This window comes from Arthrobacter ginkgonis (genome assembly GCF_039540195.1).
Taxonomy (GTDB): Bacteria; Actinomycetota; Actinomycetes; order Actinomycetales; family Micrococcaceae; genus Zafaria; species Zafaria ginkgonis.
The window spans coordinates 201,806-225,978 of sequence record NZ_BAABEO010000008.1 but is presented as its reverse complement, the minus strand read 5'-3'; the positions used below and the strand labels follow the sequence as shown (position 1 = coordinate 225,978).

Genomic DNA, 24,173 nt, shown 5'->3' with positions numbered 1-24,173 from the left:
GACGCACGAGCCTGCGGATCGGGCGGCAGGGTCTTGGGTTTTCCCTTCTATGGGGCGGAACCCGGACGGGTGGGGGTGATGCCCAGCGGCAGGCCGGCCAGGCCGCGCGGCCGGATGGCCAGCGTGCGGGCTATAGCGCGCAGTTCGGCCGCGGCCGCCGAGTCCGGGGCGGATACGACGATCGGCACGCCGTTGTCCCCGCCCTCCCGCAACCGCGGTTCCAGCGGGATGCGCCCCAGCAGCGGCACGGAGGCGCCCAGGATCTCCGAGAGCCGGGCGGCCAGGCTCTCGCCGCCCCCGGAGCCGAAGGGCTCCATCCGGGTGCCGTCGGGCAGTTCGAGCCAGGACATGTTCTCCACGACGCCGAGGACGTCCTGTCCCGTCTGCGTCGCCACCGAACCGGCCCGCACCGCCACCTCGGCGGCGGCCGACTGCGGAGTGGTGACCACCAGCAGGCTCGATCCGGGCAGCAGTTGGGACATGGAGATCGCCACGTCGCCGGTGCCCGGGGGCAGATCCAGCAGCAGCACGTCCAGGTCCCCGAAGTGCACGTCCGTCAGGAACTGCTCCAGGGCCCGGTGCAGCATCGGCCCGCGCCAAATGACCGGCTGGTTGTCCTTGACGAACATGCCGATCGAGATCACCTTCACCCCGTAGGCCACCGGCGGCAGGATCATCTCGTCCACCCGCGTGGGGGCCTGCGTGATGCCCATCAGGCCGGGGACGGAGAAGCCCAGCACGTCGGCGTCGATGATGCCCACGCGCAACCCGTCAGCGGCCATGGCGCAGGCCAGGTTCACCGTCAGGCTGGACTTTCCGACCCCACCCTTGCCGCTGGCCACGCCGATCACGCGGGTCAGCGAACCGGGCGCGCCGAACGGGACGGTGCGCGTGCGCAGGCCCTCCTTCAGCTGTGCCCGCTGTTCCGGGGTCATCACGCCCACGTCCACCCGGACCGCCTCGACGCCTTCCACCGTCCCGGCCGCTGCCGTGACGTCCTCGACGATCGTGTTGCGCAGCGGGCAGCCGGCCACGGTCAGCAGCACGCGCACGGTGGCGGTGCCGTCCGCGGCAACGGCGACGGCGTCGACCATGCCCAGTTCGGTGATCGGACGGCGCAGCTCCGGGTCCTGCACGGCGCCCAGCGCTGCGTGAACCCGTCCCGCAAGGTCCGGTGCGGCGGGGTCCACGGCGGTGGGCTCAGGCATCGGGTTCCATTCGGGCATCGGGTTCGGTTCCGGCGTCGGGCTTTACCCGCACGCCGGGCTGGGTCTTGGCATCCGGTTGCGCTTTGGCATTGGGCTCCGCCTTGTGCTTTCCCGGGGCGGCTGCCCGCTTCCCGGACCCGCTGGGCTTCCGGCCGGCGTAGTCCGCCTTCCGGGACACCTTGGCGAGCTGGGTGGTTGCCTCGGAGACCTTTTCGCGCTTGCGCGGGGATCGGCCGCGCAGGCGGATCTCCTCGCCCTCGTTCGCCTCCAGCAGTTCCTCCAGCGCCGAACGCAACTCGCTGCGCACGTAGTCGCGGGTGGCGACGTCGCGCAGGGCGATGCGCAGCGCCGCCAGCTCGCGGGTCAGGTACTCGGTGTCGTGCAGGTTCCGCTCCGCCCGGCTCCGGTCCTCGGTCAGGGAGACGCGGTCGCGGTCATCCTGGCGGTTCTGCGCCAGCAGCAGCAGGGGAGCGGCGTAGGAGGCCTGCAGGGAGAGCATCAGCGTCAGCACGGTGAACCCCAGCGCCGCCCTGTCGAAGCGGAACGGTTCGGGACCCCACGTGTTCCAGACCAGCCAGAGCGCGCAGAAGACCGTCATCCAGAGCAGGAACGCGGGGGTTCCCATGAAGCGGGCGAAGTTCTCGGTGGCTTTGCCGAAGGCGTCCGGGTTCGGGCTCAACCGCGGCCAGAAGCGGGTCTTCGCGCTCAGCGGCGTGTCCAGCCCCGACGCGGAGGAGGAAGTGCTGTGCCGCGTGGTCTTGTCAGCCATGTGCACGGCCTCCCGTCAGCTTGTCGTCGTCGTCATGCGTGCGCCAGTCCTCCGGCAGGAGGTGGTCCAGGACGTCGTCCACCGTCACCGCTCCCACCAGCCGGCCGGCGGGGTTGACCACCGGCAGCGAGGTCAGGTTGTACGTGGCCAGCCGCCGGGACACCTCGCTGATGTCGGCGAGGTCGGAGACCGGCTCCAGATCCGAGTCCAGGATCGAGCCCAGGGCCTCGGGCGGGGCGCAGCGCAGCAGGGCCTGGATGTGCACCACGCCCAGGTAGCGCCCGGTGGGGGTCTCCAGCGGCGGACGGCAAACGAACACGGTCGAGGCCAGCGCCGGGCTGAGCTCCTCGCGCCGCACCGAGGCCAGGGCCTCCGCGACGGTCGCCTCCGGAGGCAGGATCACCGGCACCGGGGTCATCATCGACCCGGCCGTGTTCTCCTCGTACTCGAGCAGGCGCCGCACGTCGTTGGCCTCGTCCGGCTCCATCAGCTCCAGCAGGGCCTCCTGCTGCTCGTGGCTGAGTTCGGCGAGCAGGTCGGCGGCGTCGTCCGGGTCCATCTCCTCGAGGACGTCCGCGGCGCGCTCCATGTCCAGCGAGGACAGGATCTGCACCTGCTCGTCGTCGGGAAGCTCGGGCAGCACGTCGGCGAGGCGGTCGTCCTGCAGTTCGGTGGCGACCTCCACGCGTCGCTTGTCGCTCATCTCATGCAGGGCCTCGGCGAAGTCGGCGGGTTTGAGCTCCTCGTTGGCGGCCACGAACTGGGTGGCGGCCTGCGGCTCCTGCGTGAACCCGCGGGTGACCTCGTCCCAGCGCACCAGCACGCGTTCGCCGCGGGCCAGCCGGCGCAGGGCGCGGAACCCGCCGGGTTCGCCGCGGCGCACGAAGTATTCGGCGACCGTCCAATCGCCGTTGCGCTGGCGCTCCAGGCCGATGTCCTCCACGACCCCGTTGCCGCTGCCGTCCTTGAAGGCCACGCGGCGGTCGAACAGTTCGGCCGCGGCCAGCGACTCCGCACCGCGCTGCTGGAAGCGGCGCAGGTTGACCAGCCCGGAGCAGATGATCTGGCTGGATTCCATGGCCTGGATGCGCGTCATGGGCACGAACACGCGCTTTCGGCCGGGGACCTCGACCACGATGCCGACGCACTGCGCCGGTCTGGAAGGACCCCGGTCGAAGACCACGACGTCGCGCAGCCGGCCCAGCCGGTCACCCAAGGGGTCGAAAACGTCGAGGCCGAGCAGGCGCGCAATGAAAACCTTGTTCGAAGAGCTGCTCACCCCCCTAGGCTACTGCCTGCCCGGGGGACCGGCACCGCGGTTCCCGTCCGCGCATCCCGTGCCGTGCGCCGGCCCGGAGCCGCGGCTCCACCCGCGGCTCCACCCGCGGCTCCACCCGCGGCTCCACCCGTGGCACCGACCGGGGCGGCAAACAGGTTCACCCGGAGCGATAAGAAGGAGCCGATCCGGCTCCCGCAAGGCACAATGGAACCATGTCCTCCCTATTCGGTCCTCCGTCGAACTCCGCATCGTCCAACGGGCTGCCCAACGGGCTGCCGCGTGGGGAACTGCTGGGACGTTACGAGTCCTACCTGGATGCGCAGAAGGTGGTCGACTACCTCGCGGACAACGACTTCCCGGTCGCCAGCGTCACAATCGTTGGCAACGACCTCAAGACGGTGGAACACGTGACCGCCAAGCTCAGCTACCCGAAGGTCGCCATCGCCGGTGCCGCCCAGGGTGCGATGTTCGGCCTTTTCGTTGGACTGATCCTGAGCATCTTCGGGTCCTCGGCCTCCAACCCCATGCAACTGGTCTCCGCGGTGGGCCTGGGCATGGCCATCTGGATGATCTTTGGAGTGGTCAGCTACTCCTTCCGCAAGGGCAAGCGCGACTTTGCCTCCTCCAGCCAGGTGCTGGCCACCAGCTACGACGTCGTGGTCGCGTTCGAACACGCCGCGGCCGCGCGGGCCATGGCCTCCAAGCTGCCGATGAGCCATGTCGATGCCCACCGCAGCGCCCCGGCCTGGGCGCCGCCGCAGGCGACCGGCCCGCTGCAGGTCCCCGGTCCTCCCGCCGGAGCGGAGCAGGCCCCGCCGGCGCCGAGCACCAGCGGCTACCACGACCTTCCCGACGGGCGCCCGCAGTTCGGCGTCCGCATCGACACGCAGAACCCCGCGCCCGCGCCCGCGGCGGCCGGGGAGCCGGAAGCCTCGCCGGCCGCCGGGACACCCGCGCCACCGGCGGATGGCGGCCAGCCCGACGCCGAGACCGGGTCCGGCCCGTCCGCCCCGGAAGCGGGCGAACCGGCCACTCCGTCCCCGGAACCCCACACGGACAAAAAGGCCTAGCGGGAAGGCCCAGCCAAGAAGGCCTCAGAAGAAGGCCCGGCCTCCCGCCGTCGCCGTCCCGGCCGCCAACGCCGAAGCGCCCGTCCCCACAGGGGACGGGCGCTTCGGCGTTGGCAGGGGGTGAGGCCTACTCGCCTTCGGCGGCGTAGATCCCGCGCATCCAGGACTCGACTTCCTCCGGGCTGCGCGGCAGCGCGGCGCTGAGGCTTTCGCAGCCGTGCGCGGTGATCAGGACGTCGTCCTCGATGCGCACGCCGATGCCCCGGTATTCCTCGGGCACGGAGAGGTCCTCGGCCTTGAAGTACAGGCCGGGCTCGATCGTGAAGACCATGCCCTCCTCCAGCACGCCGTCCAGGTACAGGTCGCGCTTGGCCTGGGCGCAGTCGTGCACGTCCAGGCCCAGGTGGTGGCTGGTGCCGTGCGGCATCCAGCGGCGGTGGTGCTGGCCTTCCTCGGACAGGGCCTCCTCGAGGGACACCGGCAGCAGGCCCCACTCGTCCAGGCGCCGGGCCAGGACCTCGACGGCGGCCTTGTGCAGGTCGCGGAACCTGTTGCCCGGCTTGGCGACGGCGAAGGCCGCGTCCGCCGCGTCCAGGACCGCCTGGTAGATCTTGCGCTGGATGTCGCTGAACTGGCCGCTGATCGGCAGGGTGCGCGTGACGTCCGCGGTGTAGAGGGAATCGGCCTCCACGCCGGCGTCGAGCAGCAGCAGGTCGCCCGGCACCACGGCGCCGGTGTTGCGGATCCAGTGCAGCACGGTGGCGTTGTTGCCGGCGGCGGCGATGGTGTCGTAGCCGAGGTCGTTGCCCTCCTCGCGGGCCCGGGCAAAGAACGCGCCCTCGACCACGCGCTCGCCGCGGTCGTGCGCGATGGCGCGGGGGAGGACCTTGACCACCTCGTGGAAGCCGTTGACGGTCGCGGCCACGGACAGGCGCATCTGCTCGATCTCCCACGCGTCCTTGACCAGGCGCAGCTCGGAGAGGGCCTCGGCCAGCTCGCCGTCCAGGCCGTCGGAGATTTCCAGGTCCACGCCGGTGTTGATGCGGGAGGTATCCACCAGGGCATCGCAGTTCAGGTCGACGTCGCGCACCAGGCGGATGCGCAGGCCGCCGAACTCCACGGCGCCGGCGTCCTTGGTGATCGCGACCTCGAGCGCGTTCAGGTCGGAGGTGCGGATTCCGAGGCGGGCGTCCAGCTCGGCCAGGGTGGGGCGGGCGCCGATCCAGAACTCTCCGTTGCGGGCGTTGGCGTAGAACTCCTCGGAGTCGCGCCCGGCCAGCGGGTGGAAGTAGAGGGTGGCCTCGTGGTTGCCGCCGTCGTCGCCGGCTCCCGGGTCGGTCGGTTCCAGGACCAGCACGGCCTCGGGCTCGTGGTCCAGCCCCAGGCCCGTCAGGTGCGCGAACGCCGAATGTGGGCGGAAGCGGTAGTCGGTGTCGTTGGAGCGGACCTTCAGCGGTCCGGCCGGGACCACCAGGCGCTCGCCGGCGAACCGCTCCGAAAGCGCACGACGGCGCCGCGCCGCGTAGGGCGCGACCGCATCCGGCTCGGGGGCCTGCTCGGGAGCCGGTGCCCACTGGGACGCCATGAAGTCCTTGAAGGCCTTGGAGGTCGGCTTTTGGGATCGGTTGTTGACGCGGTCCTCGAGGGGTTGCTCGCTGCCGGGGGTTTCAGTGTGTTCGCTCATCACCCCTCCATTCTCGCAGAGGCGGCCGGAGGGTCGATGGGCTCCCACAGGTGCTCCCCACGGCACGAGGTGCGCAGCGGGGCCCGGGAAGCGGGCAGCGGATTTCCCAGGCCGCCCGCGGCCGCCGGAAATCTTTGCCCGCGTCGGGCCGCGCGGAGCGCCGGGTCGGCCCACGACCGAACCAGGGCCACTAAGCTTAGGCAATGCGGATCGACCTCCACACCCACTCGCATGTCTCGGACGGTACCGAGCCCCCGGCCGACGTCGTCGCCGCGGCCAAGGCCGCCGGGCTCGACGTCCTGGCGCTGACCGACCACGACCAGACCGCCGGATGGGCCGAGGCGGCCGAGGCTGCCGTTGCGCTCGGGGTCGGGCTGGTTCCCGGCATCGAGATTTCCTGCAAGACCGACGAGGGCATCAGCGTGCACCTGCTCGGCTACCTGCACGACCCCACGCACCCGGGCCTGCTGGAGGAGATCAACAAGGCCCGCGACGCCCGCGTGCACCGGGCCCGCAGGATGGTCTCGCTGCTCTCCGAGGACTACCCGGTGGACTGGGAGCTGGTCAGCCGGCATGCCGTGCCCGGCGCGACGATCGGCCGGCCCCACATCGCCGACGCCCTGGTCACCGCCGGCGTGGTGTCCACCCGCTCCGAGGCGTTCGCGCACGTGCTCACCGCCCGCTCGCGCTACTACGTGGGCCACTACGCGGTGGATCCGGTCACCGCCATCAAGCTGGTCCGCGACGCCGGCGGGGTGCCCGTGTTCGCGCACCCGGTGGCGTCCGAACGCGGCCGCGTGGTGGGGCCGGAGACGTTCGAGGCCATGATCGGGGCCGGCCTGCTGGGAGTGGAGATCGACCACCGCGACAACCCCCCGGCAGGCCGGGACTACCTGCGCCGGCTGGCCGCCGACCACGGGCTGATCGTCACCGGCTCCAGCGACTACCACGGCACCGGCAAGCCCAACCGGCTGGGGGAGAACACCACCTCACCCCAGATGCTGGCCCGGATCCTGGAGGCGGGCACCGGCTCGGCCCCGGTGAACATGCCCCCGCTGTAGCGGGCCGTCGCGGTGGGGCCCGGCAGGGACGCCGGCCGGTTCAGCGTTCCACCCCCATCGCGGTAAGCACGCCCCGGAGCGTCAGCAGCGCATAGTGGGCGCGGGACTTCACCGTGCCCACCGGGATCCGGAGGCGTTCGGCCGCCTCCGCGAGCGTTTCCCGCCGGTAGTGCAGGGCCACGACCACCTCCCGGTGTTCGGCACTCAGGCGCAGCAGCGCCTCCTCCATGAGCAGCCGGCCCAGCAGTTCCTCGATGGGGTCTGCCGCGTCCGGCAGCAGGTCCGCCTCGCCGTCCGTGGGCGCCAGCGGGGGCCGGACCGCCGATCGGCGGTACGCGTCCACCATGACGTTGCGCGCGGTGCGGTACAGGTAGCCGCGCAGGCTGCCGGTGATCCGCGGTGCCGCCCGCCACACGCGCAGCACCGTTTCCTGGACGATGTCCTCGGCGCAGGAGGGATCATCGGGCGCTGACCGGAGGACAAAGCGGCGCAGCGCATCGCCGTGCTCCCGGTAGATCCGCTCCACCAGGTCCCCGCCGGAGGCCCCGACCTCCCCGGCGTCCTCTCCCGATGTCCAGTTCAGCGCAGTCCAGTTCACCGCAGTCCCGTTCAAACGTATCCAAGCCGCGTTGAACCAACCTTGGCCCCTGTGCGTCTTGGAAAACAGGGGTGCGCGGTCCCGAACATCCGGTTCGGTGCGCCGGCCCATCCGCAGGGAAAGGATCGATCCCATGAATCGTCTCCACAACAGACCTTCGGCGGCGCTGGCGCTGCTCGCGCTGGTGGCCTCCGCGGCACTGGCGGGTTGCGGACCGGAGGAACCCGAGAGCACCGCGACCGCCACCACCACCGCGACCGCCACGGCCACCGAGACCTCCACGGAGACGTCCACGGTGAGCCCGCCGGCGAGCGAGTCCGTGGACCTGAAGACCGCCGATTCCTCGCTCGGCGAGATCGTGGTGGACGGCAAGGGCATGACGCTGTACTACTACACGAAGGACGTGAAGGACTCGGGGAAGAGCGCCTGCACGGGCGACTGCCTGGAGGCGTGGCCGATCGCCGTGGCCGCCGGAAACCAGCCGGCGGTCGATCCGTCCGTGACGGGAACCGTGGGCACCATCGACAGCCCGGACGGGCAGAAGCAGCTGACCCTCAACGGCATGCCGCTGTACTACTACGTGAAGGACAAGGCGCCCGGAGACGTGCTGGGCCAGGACGTCAATGAGGTGTGGTACGTCGTGGCGCCCGACGGCGAGATGATCGAGCACGCCTCCGAAAGCAAGTAGCGGCCAGCCACTGGCAACGCTTCCGGCGGCTGCCCCGCCTTGCACCTCCCTGGCCCTCCCGCGACGGGAGGGCCAGGGAGGGGCGCGGCCCGGCTGTCAGGCCCTGGAACCCCGGCGCAGCCGCGCCGGGTAGACCTTCGCGCCCGGCAGCCGGTCGGCCATGACCTTGACCGCCTGCGGGTTGGAGTCCACGCACACGTAGCGCCGGCCCAAGGAGGCCGCGACCGCGCCGGTGGTCCCGGAACCGGCGAAGAAGTCCAGCACCCAGTCTCCGGGCCGGCTGCTGGCGGCCACGATGCGGCGCAGGACGCCCTCGGGCTTCTGCGTCGGGTAGCCGGTCTTCTCCTTGCCGGTGGGGGAGACGATGGTGTGCCACCACACATCCGTGGGCAGCTTCCCGCGGGCGGCCTTCTCCGGGGTGACCATGCCCGGGGCCATGTAGGGCTCGCGGTCCACGGCCGCGGCGTCGAAGTGGTAGCGCTCCGGGTCCTTGACGTACACCAGGATGTTGTCGTGCTTGGTGGGCCAGCGGCTCTTGGACCGGGCCCCGTAGTCGTAGGCCCAGACGATCTCGTTCAGGAAGCACTCCCGCCCGAAGATCGCGTCCATGAGCACCTTGGCGTAGTGCACCTCGCGATAGTCCAGGTGCACGTACAGGGTGCCGTCCTCGGCCAGCAGTCGCCAGGCCTCGCGCAGCCGCGGCTCAAGGAAGGACCAGTAGTCCTCGAACGCGTCGTCGTAGCTGTGCAGCTGCCCCAGCAGCGTCTGGTAGGTGCGCCCGTTGAAGCCGACGCGGTCCCCCTCGCCGGGCACCGCGCGCACCATCTTCGCGTTCTGGCGCTTCTGTGTGCGTCCGGTGTTGAACGGCGGGTCCACGTAGATCAGCGTGAAGGTGCCATCGGGCAGCTTGGGCAGGTAGTCCGCGTTGTCCGCCTGCACCACCAGGTCGGGGCCGTCGGGGGACCAGGCGGGCGGGCGGGAACGGCCGAAGCCGCGGAGCCCCCGGTGGGGGACCTCCGCGGCTCCGGCTTCGACGGAAACGCTCGCGGCCAAGTGGGCTACTCGCCCTCGGGGCGGGACACGACCTCGCCGTTGCGGCGGCGGGTCCGCGAACGGCGGCGGCGCAGGGCCTCGGCGCCGCCCTCGGCGGCCGGGGTCTGCGCGGGTGCCGCGTTCGCCGCGGCGGCGTCCTGCTGCGCCGCACCGTCGCCGGCCGGAGCCGCGGAGGTGCCGGCGTCGTTCCCGGCGCCCTCGGCGCGGGAGCCGCGGCGGCGGCCCTTGCCCTCGGCGTGGACCGGACGGTCGGAACGGCCGCGGCCGTGGGCGTGGTGCTTGCCCTCGGCCTCGCCGCGCCCGCGGGAACCGGCGCGCCCGGAAGTCTTCTTGCCGGTTTCGCCGAGGTCCTCAAGCACCTCTCCGGAAAGGCCTTCGAGGGTGCGCTTGTGGCGCGGCAGGCGGCCCTTGGTTCCGGCCGGGATGTCCAGGTCGGTGTACAGGTGCGGGGAGGAGGAGTAGGTCTCCACCGGCTCGGCCTGGTCCAGGCCCAGGGCCTTGTTGATCAGGCCCCAGCGCGGGACGTCTTCCCAGTCCACGAAGGTGATCGCGGTGCCCTTGTTGCCGGCGCGGCCGGTGCGGCCCACGCGGTGCAGGTAGGTCTTTTCGTCCTCCGGGCACTGCAGGTTGATCACGTGGGTGACGTCGTCGACGTCGATGCCGCGGGCGGCGACGTCGGTGGCGACCAGCACGTCGACCTTGCCGTTGCGGAAGGCGCGCAGCGCCTGCTCGCGGGCGCCCTGGCCGAGGTCGCCGTGGATGGATCCGGCCGCGAAGCCGCGGTCCACCAGTTCGTCGCTCAGCTTCGCGGCCGAGCGCTTGGTCTTGGTGAAGATGATCGTCCTGCCGCGGCCCTCGGCCTGCAGGATGCGGGCGACGACCTCGTCCTTGTCCAGCTGGTGGGCGCGGTAGATGACCTGGCGGATGTCCTTCTTGGTGATCGAGTCGTCGTCCGGGTCGGCGGCGCGGATGTGCGTGGGCTGGGACATGTAGCGGCGGGCCATGGCCACGACGGCGCCGGGCATGGTGGCGGAGAACAGCATGGTCTGGCGGACGGCCGGGGTGGCGGCCAGCAGGGTCTCCACGTCCGGCAGGAAGCCCAGGTCCAGCATCTCGTCGGCCTCGTCCAGGACCACGATCCGCACGTTCTTCAGGCTCAGGTGCTTCTGCTTGTAGAGGTCGATCAGGCGCCCGGGGGTGCCGACGACCACCTCGACGCCAGCCTGCAGCTGCTCGATCTGCGGCTCGTAGGCGCGGCCGCCGTAGATGGTGGCGATGCGCGCGTTGCGCTGCTTGGACGCGGTCTCCAGGTCCTGGGCGACCTGGACGGCCAGCTCGCGGGTCGGGGCGACGATCAGTGCCTGCGGGGCTCCCGGAACGGGAAGCTGGTCGTAGCCCTCGTCGCCGGGGCCCACCACGCGCTGCAGCGCGGGCAGGCCGAATCCGAGGGTCTTGCCGGTGCCGGTCTTGGCCTGGCCGATGATGTCATGGCCGCTGAGGGCGATCGGCAGCGTCATCGCCTGAATCGGGAACGGGTGGGTGATGCCGGCGGAGGCCAGCGAGTCGACGATGTCCTGGCGGACGCCGAAGTCGGCAAACGTCTTCTCCGGGATCTCGTGCGGGGCTTCGTTGGTAGTCAGCGACTCTTCGACGTCGATCTCTTCGGTGCCGGAGTCGGCAATCAGATGGTGTTCAGCGTTCAAGGCATTCTCAATTTCATTTAGGGTGCCGCGGCCGGGCGTGCTCAACGTGCACCGCACGGAGGGCGGGACGGAGACCACCGCGGGAGCGGCGCATCCAGCGGAGCCGATCGCGGGCTGCCGGCGCGGAAGAAGCTGACCGCGCCATGGGGCAGGTTTGCTGGTGAAACGCTGCCGAAGAACTCGTGACGTAGAGCGACCGGGCATCCATGTATACCCAATCAGTGTATCTTGCGGGCCCACACCCTCCGTCGCGGCACGCTCCGGGACGCCCTCCATGGCGCCGGGGAGGCACCCGAACGCCCTAGCCGTTGTTCCCACGCACGGTGCGGAAGAGGACCTTCCGGGTGGCCGGATCCGCCTCGGCGAGCTGGACCGTGACCTGCTCCCCGGCCGCCACCCGGGCGCCTTCGGGCCCGGTGTCCTCGAACCGGGCGGAGACCGGCGGATCGGCGATCTGCAGCGTGCCGTACGGCCCGCCGCCGTTGCCGGCCGCTTTTCCGTTCCCGCCGTTGCCGTCCTGCCCGCCGCGTTCGGGTCCGGCCGCGGCCGGCGGCTCGATCACGACGGCGGAGAACAGCCCGCCGACCCTGCCGGCCAGCAGTGCCGCCTCCACCGTGTCGATCGCCGCCCGCTCCGCCCGCGAAGCCAGCTGGCCGGAGCGCTGCATCAGCTCCGGCAGCAGCGGCAGCGCCTGCCGCACCCCCTGCGGAACCGGCTCGCCGCGCAAGAGGTGGTCGCACACCACCAGCACAAAACGGTCCACCAGCCGCCGCAGCGGCGCCGTGGCATGTGCGTACGGGGCGGCGATCGCGGCCTGCACGTGCTCCGCCGGCACCTTGCCGTCGAACGCCGTGTAGCCGGCGCCGCGGAACAGTGCAGCGGCATGGTGCATCAGGGCCAGCTGGCGCGGGTCGGCCAGGTCCAGCGAGCGCAGGAAGTCCCCGTAGTGGATGCCCGGCTCCCACTCCCGGCCCAGGGCCAGGGCCCTGCGGCGGAAATAGGCCACCCCGGTCCCTTCGGGTTCGGGCAGCGTGCGCAGGATGCCCATCCGGCCCGCCACCATGATCCGGGCCGCCTCCATCCCGGTCAGCAGCGAAATCTGCGCGTTCCAGTCCTCCACCGGAAGCGGGGCCCGCGCCACCAGTCGGTACCCGCCGTCGTCGTCCGCCTCGATCTCCTGCTCCGGGATGCGCAGGTGCGCGCCGCCGCGCGCGTGCTCCAGCGCCACCCGCTTCAGCCCGACCTCCTTCAGCAGGGCCAGGGATTCGTCCGCGGTGCCGGCGTCGAGCGCCTTCTGCGCCTGGGCATAGGTCAGCCGCGCGCGGCTGACGACGGCGGCGCGCACCAGCGCCGTCGAAACCACCCGCGCCTCGGGATCCAGCCGGAACGTCCACACGTAGGCGCCGCGGCGCCGGTGGGGGAGCAGGCTGCCGGCGTCCTCGCTGATCACCTCCGGGTGCAGGGGGATGCGCCGGTGCGGAAGGTAGACGGTCTGCCCCCGCAGCCGGGCCTCCCGGTCCACCGCCCCGCCGTCGGCCACGAAGGCGGGCACGTCGGCGATGGCGTAGTGCACGATGTAGCCCTCCCCGTCCCGGGACAGGTGCACGGCCTGGTCCAGGTCCGTGGACCCGGGCGGATCGATGGTCACGAACGGGATGCCGGTGCGGTCATCGGCGGGGCGGCGGTGCGCGGCCACCGCCGCCAGGGCCTCCGCCAGCACATCCTCCGGGAACCCGCGGGGCAGCCCGAACTCCTCCTCCAGGGCGGCCAACGCCGCGGCCAGGCCGGTCCGCCGGGCTCCGGCGGTCAGATCGATGTGCTGATACACCACGAGGCCAGCCTACCCATCCGCGCCCGGAGTAGGCTGGATGCATGACCGACCAGTCCTCGCCCGTGATCGACGAACGCACCCGCGAGTACTACGAGACGGCCTTCTACGGCCTCATGGCCTACCGCGAGCTGACTGCGTTCGAGCGGCTGTCCTCCGACGCCCGGTTCTCTCCGACGCTGGCCGACCGGGAGGCCCTGGCCCGGCTGGCGGTCACCGAGTTCGGGCACTACGAGGCGGTCCGCGAGCGCCTGCTGGCGCGCGGGGCCGACCCGGAGGCGGCGATGGAACCGTTCGTCGCCTCCATCGACGCGCTGCACGCGCGCACCCGCCCCGCCGACTGGCACGAGTCGCTGATGAAGGCCTACGTGATCGACGCCGTCTCCGGGGACTTCTACCGTGCCATCGCCCACGCCCTGGATGCGGAGGCCCGGCTGCTGGTCGCCGAGGTCCAGTCCATGGAGGAACAGACCGGCTGGATCCGCGGACGGCTGCGCGCCGCGCTCGCCGACGACCCCCGGCTGGCCTCCCGGCTGGCCTTGTGGGGGCGGCGGCTGCTGGGCGAGGCGCTCACGCAGGCCCGGCTGATCGGGGACGAGCACGACTTCTGGGGCAACCTGCTCCAGCACGGCAGCGAGGAGGAGCGCCGGAAAGCCATCTCCGAGCTCTTCGCCAAGCTGGTCGAAAACCACTCGCGGCGCATGAGCGCCTTGGGGCTCACCGCCTAGATTCACCGGACAGGCTAGGCGGGGCCGGCGCCGCACGGACGAAGGGAACTCCCATGAACGACGCGGCACCTCGGGACAACACGCAGGAACCGGACGCGCAGGCGCCGGACGGCCTCGCGGAGGCCCTGGCCGGGCTTCCGGACTGGCGGCTGCGCACCGACCGGCTGGTGGCCTCCTACCGCTTCCGCGGCGCACCGCCCGCGGTGGCGTTCATCGGAACGGTCGGCGCGCTGGCGGAGGAGCAGGGCCACCACCCCGACCTCGACTGGCGCTACAACACCGTCCATCTGGCCACCACCACGCACGACGCCGGGGGCCGGGTCACCGAAAAGGACCTCGCCCTGGCGCGTGCGGTCTCCGCGGCCGCGCACGACGCCGGCGCGAAGGTCGTCACGGAGGACCGGCCGGGTCCGTAGCCGGGCAGGCCACGGCGCCCGCCTGCGGGGCCGCTCCGGCGTCGTGCCTTGCGGGCCTACGAAAGGACGGGGCACGCAAAGGGGCCACGGCCGCCCTGGCGGGCGGGCCGTGGCCCCCTGCGGTTCGTTGACCGGGATCAGGAGTGGGCGAAGCCCACGCGGCGCTGTTCCTCGGCGCCGATCTCCACGTAGCCGATCACGCCGGCGGGCACGATCACGACGCGGCCCTTGGCATCGGTCAGGCGCAGTTCGGCTCCGCCGGTGGTGAGGGCCTTGCTCACGGCCGCGGCGACCTCCTCGGCGGTCTGCCCGGATTCGACGACGACTTCGCGGGCGACATTCTGGATTCCGATGCGCACGTCCATTGGCGCTCCTTTTCGTGGCGGCGCCGGCGGACGGCGCGGGTGGTTGTCCGGTACCGAATCTACGTCAGTTTTCCTTGGGGAAGCGACCGATTCCGCGCCAAGCTAAACGGGCCACGAGTTCACTGGCTTCCTCAAGGGGCACGTCATCGCCCAGTTCCAGCCAGTAGCGCGCGGAAACCTGCGCCATCCCGGCCAGCGCGCGGCCCAGCAGCGTCGCCTGCGCATGCGGCACGGAGGTCTCCGCGACAATCACGTCCGCGATCGCCGAGGCGAAGCGGGCGTTGAAGGTCTCCAGCCGGGCGCTGACGTCCGGGTCGTTCATCAGGTCCGATTCGAAGATCATCCGGTGCCCCTGGCTGTCCTGGGAGACGAACCGGTAGTAGGCCCGGATGGTGTCGTCGACGCGCTGCCGGTTGTCCTGGGTGCCGGCGATGGCCTGGGCGAGCAGTTCCGTCAGGGCCTCGAGGTGGGAGTCGAGCAGGGCCAGGTAGAGTTCCCGCTTGCCCGGAAAGTGTTGGTAGAGCACCGGCTTGCTGACCTCGGCGACCTCGGCGATCTCGTCCATCGCCGCGCCGTGGTAGCCGTGGGCGACGAAGACCTGCTGCGCAGCGCGCAGCAGCTGCTGGCGGCGCTCCTCGCGGGGCATGCGCGGCGTGCGGGCCGCGCGCTGGGGGGTGGTGCTCACTTCTGCCTTTCGGACCGGGCGGTGCCAGGGCGCTCCGACCGCCCTCAGTCTACTGCGCGGTAACGTCTCCGGGGAGTCTTCGCGGAACTAGAGTGTTGGGCATGGAAATCGTGAACTTCGCGGGCAGGGACGGGGTGCGCAGTGCGGCCCCCGCCCCTCTGGTGGCGCCCGGGCCGGAACTGACGGCGGAGGAACTGAACCGCTATTCGCGGCACCTGATCATCCCCGAGGTCGGAATGGAGGGCCAGCGCCGCCTGAAGAACGCGCGCGTGCTGGTGGTCGGGGCCGGCGGGCTGGGATCGCCGGTGCTGCTCTACCTGGCGGCCGCCGGCGTGGGCACGCTGGGCATCGTCGACGACGACGCCGTCGACGCCTCCAACCTGCAGCGCCAAGTGGTCCACGGGACCGCCGACGTCGGGCGCCCCAAGACGGCGTCGGCCGCGGAGACCGTGCGCGGGATCAACCCGCTGGTGCGGGTGGTGGAGCACCGCGAGCGGCTCGATGCCTCCAACGCGCTGGACATCATGGCCGGGTACGACCTGGTCCTCGACGGCACCGACAGTTTCGCCACCCGCTATCTGGTCAGCGACGCCACGGCCATCCTGGGCAAGCCCTGCGTCTGGGGATCCATCCTGCGCTTCGACGGGCAGGTCACCGTGTTCTGGGCCGGGAACGGGCCGACGTACCGGGACCTGCACCCGGAGCCGCCGCTGCCCGGAACCGTCCCGTCCTGCGCCGAGGGCGGGGTGTTCGGGGCCCTGTGCGGGCAGATCGGCTCCGCCATGGCCGCCGAGGCCATCAAGCTGCTCACCGGGATCGGCGAGCCGTTGCTGGGGCGGGTGCTGGTGCTGGACGCGCTGGCCATGCGGTGGCGCGAGGTGAGGCTGCGCCCGGACCCGGAGGCCGTCCGCCCGGCCGAACTGCTGCCCGACTACGCGGACTTCTGCGGTCTGCCGGCCGAGCGGGAACTGCCGGTTCTGGACGCCGCCGAGCTGGCACGGCTGCTGGTCGCCCGGGCCGCGGGGGAGACCGAGTTCCTGCTGGTGGACGTCCGCGAGGCGGGAGAGGCGGCCATCGTGGCCATTGACGGCGCTGTCCTGGTCCCGCGCGGCGAACTGCTCTCCGGAGAAACCGAGTTGCCGCGCGAAGTGCCCGTGGTGCTGCACTGCAAATCGGGTGCACGCTCCGCCGAGGTGCTCGGCCACCTGCTGGACCGCGGGTACGACGCCCGCCACCTCGCCGGCGGCATCCTCGAGTGGATCAGCCGGATCGAGCCCGGCAAGCCCGTCTACTGACGTTCCCCGCCTTGACCACGCCCGTTTGAGGCGGGCCTGCCTCGGCTGACCGCCTGAGTTGAGCCGCCCGAGTCGGGCCCGCGCGGCGAGCCCTTCCGCGGAAAAGTGACGCGTAAGTGCGGGTGCCTTGGCGAATCCTGACGCGTTTGTGCGGGTTCCCGCGCGAATCGTGTGGTCCCGGTCCGCGTTTCCGGCGGGTCCCTGTTGTTTGCCGGTCCTGCCCCAGCCGGCCCTGCCCCTCGGCCGACCCCAGGAATTTTGCTCGCTTGGAGGCAGTGCTGCAGCGAATTGTGCGCAGGGTGCCCTGAACCGGGCCGCCGCAAGGGACTGCGCTTCGCGGAGCGCAGCCTCAGGGGTCGAGGAACAGGGCTCCGGCGGCGGCAAAATCTCCGGAACACTGCCTCGGAGGTAGCAAAATCCCGGAAACACCCACCGCAAGCGAGCAAAATTCCGGCGGGGACCCGCACTTACGCGTCAGGATTCGCCAGGGCACCCGCACTTACGCGTCACTTTCGTGGAATGCGCGTCACTTTTCGCGAAGAGGCGGGTGCAGGAGAGCTAGCCGTTGGTGCCGGTGGCCCGGCACTGGCCGGCGCCGGGCGCCTGCCCGAAGTCCACGGGCGGGTGGGCCAAGGCGGCCGGCGGGGCGGCCTTGACGGAGGGCGCCGGCTGCCCGGCCGCGGCGGGCGAAATCCCGTAGAGGGTCTCCAGGGCGGCCTCGTATTCGTCGACCCGCCCCTCGGCGGCGAGCTCGCGGCCGCGCACGGTCGGGACGTGCAGTAGCTGGCGCATCATCCGGCGCAGCGCGAACTCCACTTCCTCTGCCGCGGCGGTGCAGCCGTGCTGGGCGCGGACCTTTTCCACCTCGGCCTCGAGCACGGACTGCGTGTGCTTGCGCAGGGCGACGATCGCCGCATCCGCGGAACGCTCGCGCTGCTCCGCCTCGAACTCGTCGGCCGCGGTGCGCACGATCCGGCGGGCCTCGCGCAGCGCCTCGGCCTGCTCCGTCGGGGCGGCCATGCGGACCGACTCGAGGGTGATCAGGTCCACCCCGTCAAGGTCCTCGAAGGCCGGGTCGAAGTCGTGGGTCAGGGCCAGGTCGATGGCCACCAGCGGCCGCTCCGCCCGGTCCAGCGCGGCGATGTCCGCGGCCAGGATGCGCCGGTCCCCGCCCGAGCAGCCCACCAGCACGTCGGCGGAGGCCAGGGCCGCGGTGAGCGTTTCATCGTCGAGTGCGGTGCCGCCGCGGGTCGCGACAAACGCCTCGGCCCGCCCGGAGGCGGAGTAGACGGAGAGGTCCACGACGCCGCGTTCCTTCAGCAGTGCCATCGTGGCGCCGGCGTAGGCGCCGGTGCCGAAGACGACGACGGACTTGTCCGCCCACCCGGCATCGGGGGAGAGGTCCGCAGCCAGGTCCAGGGCGACGGACACGATCGACAGGCCGCGGCCGCCCAGGGCGGTGCGGGTGCCGACCTCCTTGGCGGTGCGGGAGGCGATCTGGAACAGGCGCACCAGCGGCCCGGAGGCGGTGCCCTTCTGCTGGGCCTCGATCAGGGCCCGGCGGACCTGCCCGGCGATCTCGCGTTCGCCGATGACCGCGGAGTCCAGCCCGGCGCCCACGGAGAAGAGGTGGTCGACGGCGTCCGCGCCGGTCTTGGTGGCCAGGGCCGTGGAGACCTGGTGCTCGGTGAGTCCGGACGCGCGGCTGATCTGGGCGATCACGGCGGAGCGGGCGGCCTCGACGTCGTCCTCGCGCGGGGCCTCGCAGTAGACCTCGTAGCGGTTGCAGGTGGCCAGCACCACCGCACCGGAAACCGGGGTGGTGCCGTCGAGCACGGCGGAAGCGACCCCGGACGATCCGGCGCTCAGCAGCGCAACGGTCTCGAGGTCAATATCCGAATGGGAGGCGACAAGCGATACGAAAACCACAATGGTCCCATGGTAGCCCCCCTTCGGGGCGCCCGGACCCACCCGCGCGGCCCGTAGGGGGTGTCCTCCGCCACTTCGTGGGCCCGGATCGGTCCCGGATTACAGTTCCGGGGCGCAACTTGGCAGAATCGGAGGCATGACGTTGAGCGCAAGCCACCCGCTGATGGATGGCCGTACTGCCGGATCCCCGCTGATCACTGCCTACCGGGGAGGTGCCCCGAGCCGCCGCCCGGTGTGGTTCATGCGCCAGGCCGGCCGGTCGCTGCCCGAGTACCGCAAGGTGCGCGAGGGAATCGGCATGCTCGAATCGTGCCTCAAGCCCGAACTGGCCGCGGAAATCACCCTGCAGCCGGTCCGCCGCCACGACGTGGACGCCGGCATCTTCTTCTCCGACATCGTGATCCCGCTGCGCCTGGCCGGAGTCGACGTCGACATCGTTCCCGGCGTCGGCCCGGTGCTGGGATCCCCGGTGCGCAGCGCCAGCGACGTGCGCAAGCTGCCCCGCCTCGAGGACTCCGCGCTGGACCCGATCCGCGAGGCCGTCGCCCTGACCGTTGCCGAACTCGGCTCCACTCCGCTGATCGGCTTCGCCGGCGCCCCCTTCACGCTGGCCGCCTACATGGTGGAGGGCAAGCCCTCCCGCGACCACCTGGGCCCGCGCACCATGATGCATGCCGATCCGGAGGCCTGGCAGGCCCTTGCGGCGTGGGCCGCCGATGCGTCCGGCGCGTTCCTGCGCGCCCAGCTCGAGGCCGGCGCCAGCGCCGGGCAGCTCTTCGATTCCTGGGCCGGCAGCCTGGGCCTGGCCGACTACGAACGCCACGTCGCCGCCGCCTCCGCCCGGGCCCTGGACCATGTCCGCGACCTGGGCGCCCCGCTGGTGCACTTCGGCACCGGCACCTCCGAACTGTTGGCCGCCATGCGCAGCGTCGGCGTGGACGTCGTGGGCGTGGACTACCGCCTTCCCCTGGACGAGGCCAGCCGCCGCCTCGGCGGGACCACCCCGCTGCAGGGGAACATCGACCCGGCACTGCTCAACGCGCCGTGGGAGGTGCTCGAAGGACACGTCCGGGAGGTCCTCGCCGCCGGCGCCGCCGCCCCGGGCCACGTGGTCAACCTTGGCCACGGGGTGCCCCCGGAAACCGACCCCGCGGTCCTGACCCGCGTGGTCGACCTCATCCACTCGATCGCCCCGGGAGAGTCTCCGCTCGCCTAGGGCCCAAGGGTCCCGCCCGGCACCCGCGACGAAAGGACTTCCGATGCCACACCGGAACTCACTCCAGCAAGGGCTCCACCACGGCCTGGAGCGGCTGCGTCCCGGCCACGCGCACCACCCCGACGCCGCGCCCCCGGGTCCGCGGGCCGTCGTGGTCGGCGGCGGCATCTCCGGCCTGGTCGCTGCCCGCGAACTTGCGCTCAGCGGGCACAGCGTCGAGGTCTTCGAGTCCTCCGCCGCCTGGGGCGGCTGCGTCCGCGGCCACGAGGTCGCCGGCCTGGCCCTGGACGCCGGCGCGGAATCGTTCGCGACCCGCTCCACCGCCGTCGCGGACCTGGCCACCGAACTCGGCCTGGGCGAGCTGATCGTCGCCCCCCGGCCCGGCGGCGCCTGGCTGCACTTCGAACGCCACGGCCAGCCGGTGGCCCAGCCGCTGCCGGCCACCGGAATCCTCGGCATCCCGGGGGATCCCTGGGCCGAGGACGTGAAGTCCGCGATCGGCACCTCCGGCTGCCTGCGCGCCGCCGCCGACCTGGCCCTGCCGGTGCCCAAGCGCCTGGCCGAAGGCACGCTCAGCCTGGGCTCCCTGGTCCGGTCCCGGATGGGCTCGGCCGTCCTGGACACCCTGGTCACCCCGGTCGTTGCCGGCGTGCACTCGGCCGACCCCGACACCCTGGACGTGGACACCGTGGCGCCCGGGCTGCGCGCGGCTGTCGTCGAGCACGGCTCGCTGGCCCGCGCCGTGGCCGCGCTGCGTGCCGCCGCCCCGGCGGGCTCCGCCGTGGGCGGCATCGCCGGCGGCATGAACCGGCTCACCACGGCGCTGGTGGAGGACCTGCGCGCCCGCGGCGCCGTCCTGCACACCGGCACCAAGGTGGTGCGGGTGGGGCACGACGCCGGCACGGAACAGCCGTGGTCCGTCACCGTCGCGGACGCGGACGGCCAGCGCACGGTGGGAGCCGCACGCGTGGTCGTCGCCACCGAGGGCCCGGCCGCCGTCGACCTGCTCTCCCCGCTGCTGCCCGTCCTCGCCGAACACCGGCCCGCCGCCGGGGCCGGGGTGTCCCTGGTGACCCTGGTGGTGGACAAGCCCGAACTCGATGCGGCCCCGCGCGGCACCGGCCTGCTGGTGGCGCCCGGCACCGCCGGCATCGGCGCGAAGGCGCTCACCCATGCCAGCGCCAAGTGGCAGTGGCTCGCGGACGAGGCCGGCCCCGGCACCCACGTGCTGCGCCTGTCCTACGGCCGGCTCTCCGCGGAGGCCGCCCGGCTTGCCGACGCCGACGACGCCACCCTGCGCCACCAGGCCGTCGCCGACGCGTCCGCGCTGCTGGGCACCGCGCTGGAGGAAAAGGACGTGCTGGGCTGGGACGTGGTCCGCTTCGACGGCGCCCTGCCCTTTGCCACCACCGGGCACCGCGACCGCGTCGCCGCCTTCCGCACCGCCATCGAGGCGCTGCCCGGGCTCGACGTCGTTGGCGGCTGGCTCTCCGGGACCGGGCTGGCGGCGGTCGTCGCCGACACCCGCTCCCGGCTGGCCGTCAGCGCCACCTGAAACAATCCAGACCAGATCCGATCCACCCGCAGAAAAAGAGGCACACATCCCATGAGCCAGCCCACCCCGTACCAGCCGGAGCACAACAGCCCGGTGATGGCCGAGCGCGCCAACGCCGAGGGCGCGACGATGTACTACACGCTGTGGTCGGTCTTCAAGCGCGACTCCGACCTGGACCGCTCCGAGGGCGTGGCCGCGTTCGACGCGCTCGTGGCCGAACTGGCCGCCGAAGGCGTTGAGCTGCGCGGCACCTACGACGTCTCCGCCATGCGCGCCGATGCCGACGTGATGGTGTGGCTGCACGGCGCGACGTTCGAAGGCCTCCAGGAGGCCCTGCGCAAGGTTCGCCGCACCTACCTGTTCGCCGAGACCAGCCTGGTCTGGTCCTCGTTCGGCGTGCACCGCGAGGCCGAGTTCGCCAAGGACCACTCGCCGGCGTTCGCCCGCGGCGTCGAGCCGAAGGAATGGCTCTGCGTCTACCCGTTCGTCCGCTCGCTGGACTGGTACCTGCTGGACCCGAAGGAACGCGGCAAGATGCTGCGCGACCACGGCATCCTCGGCCGCGATTTCCCGAACGTGCTCGCCAACACGGTGGCGGCGTTCGCTCTTGGCGACTACGAGTGGATGATCGCCCTGGAGGCCCCGGACGTGATCGACCTTGTCGACATGATGCGCCACCTGCGCTACACCGAGGCCCGCCAGCACGTGCGCGAGGAGATTCCGTTCTTCACCGGCCGCCGGATCTCCACCGCCGAGGTCGCCGAGGTCCTGCGCTGATGCAGGCCCCCCAGCACGTGTTCGACCCGCGGGAAGGGTACGACGCCGCCGGACGGATGGCCCCGAAGCCCTATGACGCCCTCCTGCTGGCGTCCTTCGGCGGGCCGGAGGGCCAGGACGACGTCATCCCGTTCCTGCGCAACGTCACCGCCGGCCGCGGCATCCCGGACGAGCGCCTTGAGGCGGTCGCCACCCACTACCGCGCCAACGGCGGCATCAGCCCCATCAACGCGCAGAACCGCGCGCTGAAGGCCGCGCTCGAGGCCGAGCTCGCCGCGCGCGGGCTCGAGCTGCCGGTCTACTGGGGCAACCGCAACTGGGCGCCCTACATCCAGCCGACGCTGCGGCAGATCCACGCCGACGGCCACCGCCGGGTCCTGATGTTCTCCACCAGCGCCTACGCCGGATACTCCAGCTGCCGCCAGTACCGCGAGGACCTCGGCGTGGGACTGCGGGAGACCGGGCTGGAAGGCCAGCTGGAGGTGGACAAGGTCCGCCAGTACTTCGACCACCCCGGCTTCGTGGAACCGTTCGTGGAGGGCCTCGCGGCCGGCCTGGCCGACGTGCGCGCCCAGCTGGCCGCCGCCGGTGAGCCCGAGGGCCCGATCCGGATCGTGTTCACCACGCACTCGATCCCGACCTCCGACGCGGAGGCCGCCGGCCCGCGCGAACTCGCGGCCGAACTGGACACCGACGTCTACTCGGCCCAGCACCTCTCCGTCGCCCGCGCCATCCTGGCCCGCGTCCCGGAGGCCGAGGGAGTGGAGTGGTCGCTGGTGTTCCAGTCCCGTTCCGGCGCCCCGCACGTGCCGTGGCTGGAGCCGGACATCAACGACGCGCTCACCGGGTACGCCGCGGCCGGAACCCGCGGCGCCGTCGTGGTGCCGATCGGCTTCGTCTCCGACCACATGGAGGTGGTCTGGGACCTGGACACCGAGGCGAAGCAGACCTGCGCCGACCTGGGGCTGGCCTTCCACCGCGTCCCCACCGCCGGCACGCACGCGAAGTTCGTGCGCGGCATCGTGGACATGGTCTGCGAACGCCTGGCCGGCCCGGACGGCTCCGCGCTGCTTGAGGGCCGCGCCACCGAGGCGGAGCTGGGCCCCTGGTTCGACGTCTGCCGGGCCAACTGCTGCGTCAAGGTGATGCGGGACGGGACCGTGCGGCCGACCGTCGCCGCCGTCGACTCGGAAGTGGGGGTGCCGCAGGCATGAGCACGGAAAACCTGACCGCCGAAAACGCGACGACGGGCACCGAGACCGGCTTCGTCGTCGGCACCCGCGGCAGCGCGCTGGCGGTCACGCAGACCACCACGGTCGCCGAGGCGCTGGCCGCCGAATCCGGGCTGCCCTACGAGCTGGTCCGCGTCAAGACCGAGGGCGACGTCAAATCCGGGCCGCTGTCCCAGTTGGGAGGCACCGGAGTGTTCGCCGCGGCGCTGCGCGTCGCCCTTCTGGAGGGCGAATGCGACGTGGCCATCCACTCGCTCAAGGACCTGCCCTCCAAGCAGCCCCCGGGCCTGGTCATCGCGGCAACGCCGCGCCGGGTGGACGTGCGCGACGCGCTCTGCGCGCGCGACGGGCTGACCCTGGACACGCTGCCAGCCGGCGCGACGGTCGGCACCGGGTCCCCGCGCCGGGCCGCGCAGCTGCGCGCCGCCCGCCCGGACCTGGAGGTCGTGGACATCCGCGGCAACGTGGGCACCCGCCTCGGCCGGGTCAAGGGCCAGGCGCCCGCGGCGGACGACGGCGGCGTGGGCCGCGGCTCCCAGGGCGACCTGGACGCCGTCGTGCTGGCCTCCGCCGGACTGCTCCGGCTGGGCCTGCAGGACCACATCACCGAGTACCTGGACCCCGCCGTCATGCTGCCAGCGCCCGGGCAGGGCTCGCTGGCGGTGGAATGCCGCCCGGAGACCGCCGCGGCCGGCAAGCTCGCCGACGCGCTGGCCGCCCTCGACGACAACGGCACCCGGCTGGCCGTCACCGCCGAGCGGGCCCTGCTGGCCCGGCTCGAGGCCGGCTGCAGTGCGCCCATCGGCGCACTGGCCCGGGTGGAGGGGGAGACCCTGGTGCTTGAGGCCGCGGTCTGCAGCACCGACGGCACCGAGGTGCTGCGCCGCTCCGCCACCGGCCAGGACCTCACCGTGTCCGGGGCCGAGCTGGTGGGCCGCTCGCTGGCCGAGCTGCTGCTCGGCGAAGGCGCCGCGGCCCTGGCGGACCTGCACACGGATGCCCCGGTCGATCCGGAAGGGCACTGACCCCGTGCC

General features: G+C 72.2%; 22 protein-coding genes. 11 read left to right on the top strand and 11 right to left on the bottom strand.

Translation table 11 applies throughout. The features are described 5' to 3' along the window. Positions 1-47 precede the first annotated feature (47 nt). The 3 genes from ABD912_RS03580 to ABD912_RS03570 are packed head-to-tail and all read right to left on the bottom strand — an operon-like array spanning position 48 to position 3,256. Positions 48-1,208: an Mrp/NBP35 family ATP-binding protein gene (locus ABD912_RS03580; protein WP_345148529.1), complete on the bottom strand. Its 1,161-nt coding sequence runs from the start codon at positions 1,206-1,208 to the stop codon at positions 48-50. Further along, positions 1,201-1,977, bottom strand: a complete 777-nt coding sequence (locus ABD912_RS03575; RefSeq protein ID WP_345148527.1) for a DUF1003 domain-containing protein — start codon at positions 1,975-1,977, stop codon at positions 1,201-1,203. The genes ABD912_RS03580 and ABD912_RS03575 overlap by 8 nt, the downstream gene beginning before the upstream one ends. Continuing rightward, complete coding sequence (locus ABD912_RS03570; RefSeq protein ID WP_345148526.1) at positions 1,970-3,256, bottom strand: magnesium transporter MgtE N-terminal domain-containing protein; 1,287 nt, start codon at positions 3,254-3,256, stop codon at positions 1,970-1,972. The genes ABD912_RS03575 and ABD912_RS03570 overlap by 8 nt, the downstream gene beginning before the upstream one ends. 212 nt (positions 3,257-3,468) lie before the next feature. On the opposite strand from ABD912_RS03570, the gene ABD912_RS03565 reads away from it, so the two are divergent. After that, positions 3,469-4,326, top strand: coding sequence for a YflT domain-containing protein (locus tag ABD912_RS03565; RefSeq protein WP_345148524.1), 858 nt, complete (start codon positions 3,469-3,471; stop codon positions 4,324-4,326). A gap of 127 nt (positions 4,327-4,453) precedes the next feature. Here ABD912_RS03565 and ABD912_RS03560 read toward each other — a convergent pair whose 3' ends face one another. Further along, on the bottom strand, positions 4,454-6,010 hold the full coding sequence (locus ABD912_RS03560) for an aminopeptidase P family protein (protein WP_345148523.1): 1,557 nt from the start codon (positions 6,008-6,010) through the stop codon (positions 4,454-4,456). 203 nt (positions 6,011-6,213) lie between these two features. On the opposite strand from ABD912_RS03560, the gene ABD912_RS03555 reads away from it, so the two are divergent. Beyond that, entirely contained in the window at positions 6,214-7,071 is an 858-nt protein-coding gene (locus ABD912_RS03555) for a PHP domain-containing protein (protein ID WP_345148522.1), read from the top strand. Between the two features lie 40 nt (positions 7,072-7,111). Here the strand turns inward: ABD912_RS03555 and ABD912_RS03550 are convergent, their stop codons facing one another. Next, entirely contained in the window at positions 7,112-7,654 is a 543-nt protein-coding gene (locus tag ABD912_RS03550) for a sigma-70 family RNA polymerase sigma factor (protein WP_345149398.1), read from the bottom strand. 148 nt (positions 7,655-7,802) lie between these two features. On the opposite strand from ABD912_RS03550, the gene ABD912_RS03545 reads away from it, so the two are divergent. Further along, complete coding sequence (locus ABD912_RS03545) at positions 7,803-8,357, top strand: COG4315 family predicted lipoprotein (RefSeq protein WP_345148520.1); 555 nt, start codon at positions 7,803-7,805, stop codon at positions 8,355-8,357. Between the two features lie 96 nt (positions 8,358-8,453). Here the strand turns inward: ABD912_RS03545 and ABD912_RS03540 are convergent, their stop codons facing one another. The 3 genes from ABD912_RS03540 to ABD912_RS03530 all read right to left on the bottom strand — a co-directional run bounded on the left by ABD912_RS03540 (position 8,454) and on the right by ABD912_RS03530 (position 12,944). After that, positions 8,454-9,302, bottom strand: coding sequence for a DNA-methyltransferase (locus tag ABD912_RS03540; RefSeq protein ID WP_345149396.1), 849 nt, complete (start codon positions 9,300-9,302; stop codon positions 8,454-8,456). A 113-nt stretch (positions 9,303-9,415) separates the two neighbouring features. Further along, positions 9,416-11,113: a DEAD/DEAH box helicase gene (locus ABD912_RS03535; protein WP_345148518.1), complete on the bottom strand. Its 1,698-nt coding sequence runs from the start codon at positions 11,111-11,113 to the stop codon at positions 9,416-9,418. Between the two features lie 301 nt (positions 11,114-11,414). Next, positions 11,415-12,944: an RNB domain-containing ribonuclease gene (locus tag ABD912_RS03530; RefSeq protein WP_345148517.1), complete on the bottom strand. Its 1,530-nt coding sequence runs from the start codon at positions 12,942-12,944 to the stop codon at positions 11,415-11,417. Between the two features lie 41 nt (positions 12,945-12,985). Between ABD912_RS03530 and ABD912_RS03525 the strand changes: the two genes are divergently transcribed. Together ABD912_RS03525 and ABD912_RS03520 are read left to right on the top strand one after the other, a co-directional pair. Continuing rightward, complete coding sequence (locus ABD912_RS03525) at positions 12,986-13,669, top strand: ferritin-like fold-containing protein (protein ID WP_345148515.1); 684 nt, start codon at positions 12,986-12,988, stop codon at positions 13,667-13,669. 53 nt (positions 13,670-13,722) lie between these two features. Next, complete coding sequence (locus tag ABD912_RS03520) at positions 13,723-14,085, top strand: 4a-hydroxytetrahydrobiopterin dehydratase (protein WP_345148514.1); 363 nt, start codon at positions 13,723-13,725, stop codon at positions 14,083-14,085. A 137-nt stretch (positions 14,086-14,222) separates the two neighbouring features. Here the strand turns inward: ABD912_RS03520 and ABD912_RS03515 are convergent, their stop codons facing one another. Together ABD912_RS03515 and ABD912_RS03510 are read right to left on the bottom strand one after the other, a co-directional pair. Then, positions 14,223-14,450, bottom strand: coding sequence for a DUF3107 domain-containing protein (locus tag ABD912_RS03515; RefSeq protein ID WP_345148512.1), 228 nt, complete (start codon positions 14,448-14,450; stop codon positions 14,223-14,225). A 64-nt stretch (positions 14,451-14,514) separates the two neighbouring features. Beyond that, entirely contained in the window at positions 14,515-15,096 is a 582-nt protein-coding gene (locus tag ABD912_RS03510) for a TetR/AcrR family transcriptional regulator (RefSeq protein WP_345149394.1), read from the bottom strand. 140 nt (positions 15,097-15,236) lie between these two features. Between ABD912_RS03510 and moeB the strand changes: the two genes are divergently transcribed. Continuing rightward, positions 15,237-16,430, top strand: coding sequence for a molybdopterin-synthase adenylyltransferase MoeB (gene moeB / locus ABD912_RS03505; protein ID WP_345148511.1), 1,194 nt, complete (start codon positions 15,237-15,239; stop codon positions 16,428-16,430). Positions 16,431-16,988: 558 nt separating this feature from the next. Here the strand turns inward: moeB and ABD912_RS03500 are convergent. After that, a complete protein-coding gene (locus ABD912_RS03500; RefSeq protein ID WP_345148509.1) occupies positions 16,989-18,359 on the bottom strand; it encodes a glutamyl-tRNA reductase in 1,371 nt (456 codons plus the stop codon). Positions 18,360-18,495: 136 nt separating this feature from the next. On the opposite strand from ABD912_RS03500, the gene hemE reads away from it, so the two are divergent. The 5 genes from hemE to hemC all read left to right on the top strand — a co-directional run bounded on the left by hemE (position 18,496) and on the right by hemC (position 24,164). Then, positions 18,496-19,575 carry a uroporphyrinogen decarboxylase gene (gene hemE, locus ABD912_RS03495; protein WP_345148507.1) on the top strand — a complete coding sequence of 360 codons (1,080 nt, stop codon included), beginning with the start codon at positions 18,496-18,498 and terminating at the stop codon, positions 19,573-19,575. A 43-nt stretch (positions 19,576-19,618) separates the two neighbouring features. Beyond that, positions 19,619-21,130: a protoporphyrinogen/coproporphyrinogen oxidase gene (locus tag ABD912_RS03490; RefSeq protein ID WP_345148505.1), complete on the top strand. Its 1,512-nt coding sequence runs from the start codon at positions 19,619-19,621 to the stop codon at positions 21,128-21,130. Between the two features lie 96 nt (positions 21,131-21,226). Then, positions 21,227-21,907, top strand: a complete 681-nt coding sequence (gene hemQ / locus ABD912_RS03485; protein WP_345149393.1) for a hydrogen peroxide-dependent heme synthase — start codon at positions 21,227-21,229, stop codon at positions 21,905-21,907. Beyond that, the gene (locus ABD912_RS03480) at positions 21,907-23,121 is read left to right on the top strand and encodes a ferrochelatase (RefSeq protein WP_345148503.1); all 1,215 of its coding nucleotides are present in this window, start codon (positions 21,907-21,909) and stop codon (positions 23,119-23,121) included. Before hemQ ends, ABD912_RS03480 begins: the two co-directional genes overlap by 1 nt. Beyond that, the gene (gene hemC, locus ABD912_RS03475) at positions 23,118-24,164 is read left to right on the top strand and encodes a hydroxymethylbilane synthase (RefSeq protein WP_345148501.1); all 1,047 of its coding nucleotides are present in this window, start codon (positions 23,118-23,120) and stop codon (positions 24,162-24,164) included. Before ABD912_RS03480 ends, hemC begins: the two co-directional genes overlap by 4 nt. Positions 24,165-24,173 lie beyond the last annotated feature (9 nt).

What these genes read in the sequence shown, in the direction of transcription:
- ABD912_RS03580 (WP_345148529.1), bottom strand. Translation starts at nt 1,208, where the DNA reads ATGCCTGAGCCCACCGCCGTGGACCCCGCCGCACCGGACCTTGCGGGA.
- ABD912_RS03575 (WP_345148527.1), bottom strand. Translation starts at nt 1,977, where the DNA reads ATGGCTGACAAGACCACGCGGCACAGCACTTCCTCCTCCGCGTCGGGG.
- ABD912_RS03565 (WP_345148524.1), top strand. Translation starts at nt 3,469, where the DNA reads ATGTCCTCCCTATTCGGTCCTCCGTCGAACTCCGCATCGTCCAACGGG.
- ABD912_RS03560 (WP_345148523.1), bottom strand. Translation starts at nt 6,010, where the DNA reads ATGAGCGAACACACTGAAACCCCCGGCAGCGAGCAACCCCTCGAGGAC.
- ABD912_RS03555 (WP_345148522.1), top strand. Translation starts at nt 6,214, where the DNA reads ATGCGGATCGACCTCCACACCCACTCGCATGTCTCGGACGGTACCGAG.
- ABD912_RS03545 (WP_345148520.1), top strand. Translation starts at nt 7,803, where the DNA reads ATGAATCGTCTCCACAACAGACCTTCGGCGGCGCTGGCGCTGCTCGCG.
- ABD912_RS03525 (WP_345148515.1), top strand. Translation starts at nt 12,986, where the DNA reads ATGACCGACCAGTCCTCGCCCGTGATCGACGAACGCACCCGCGAGTAC.
- ABD912_RS03520 (WP_345148514.1), top strand. Translation starts at nt 13,723, where the DNA reads ATGAACGACGCGGCACCTCGGGACAACACGCAGGAACCGGACGCGCAG.
- ABD912_RS03515 (WP_345148512.1), bottom strand. Translation starts at nt 14,450, where the DNA reads ATGGACGTGCGCATCGGAATCCAGAATGTCGCCCGCGAAGTCGTCGTC.
- ABD912_RS03510 (WP_345149394.1), bottom strand. Translation starts at nt 15,096, where the DNA reads ATGCCCCGCGAGGAGCGCCGCCAGCAGCTGCTGCGCGCTGCGCAGCAG.
- moeB (WP_345148511.1), top strand. Translation starts at nt 15,237, where the DNA reads ATGGAAATCGTGAACTTCGCGGGCAGGGACGGGGTGCGCAGTGCGGCC.
- hemE (WP_345148507.1), top strand. Translation starts at nt 18,496, where the DNA reads ATGACGTTGAGCGCAAGCCACCCGCTGATGGATGGCCGTACTGCCGGA.
- ABD912_RS03490 (WP_345148505.1), top strand. Translation starts at nt 19,619, where the DNA reads ATGCCACACCGGAACTCACTCCAGCAAGGGCTCCACCACGGCCTGGAG.
- hemQ (WP_345149393.1), top strand. Translation starts at nt 21,227, where the DNA reads ATGGCCGAGCGCGCCAACGCCGAGGGCGCGACGATGTACTACACGCTG.
- ABD912_RS03480 (WP_345148503.1), top strand. Translation starts at nt 21,907, where the DNA reads ATGCAGGCCCCCCAGCACGTGTTCGACCCGCGGGAAGGGTACGACGCC.
- hemC (WP_345148501.1), top strand. Translation starts at nt 23,118, where the DNA reads ATGAGCACGGAAAACCTGACCGCCGAAAACGCGACGACGGGCACCGAG.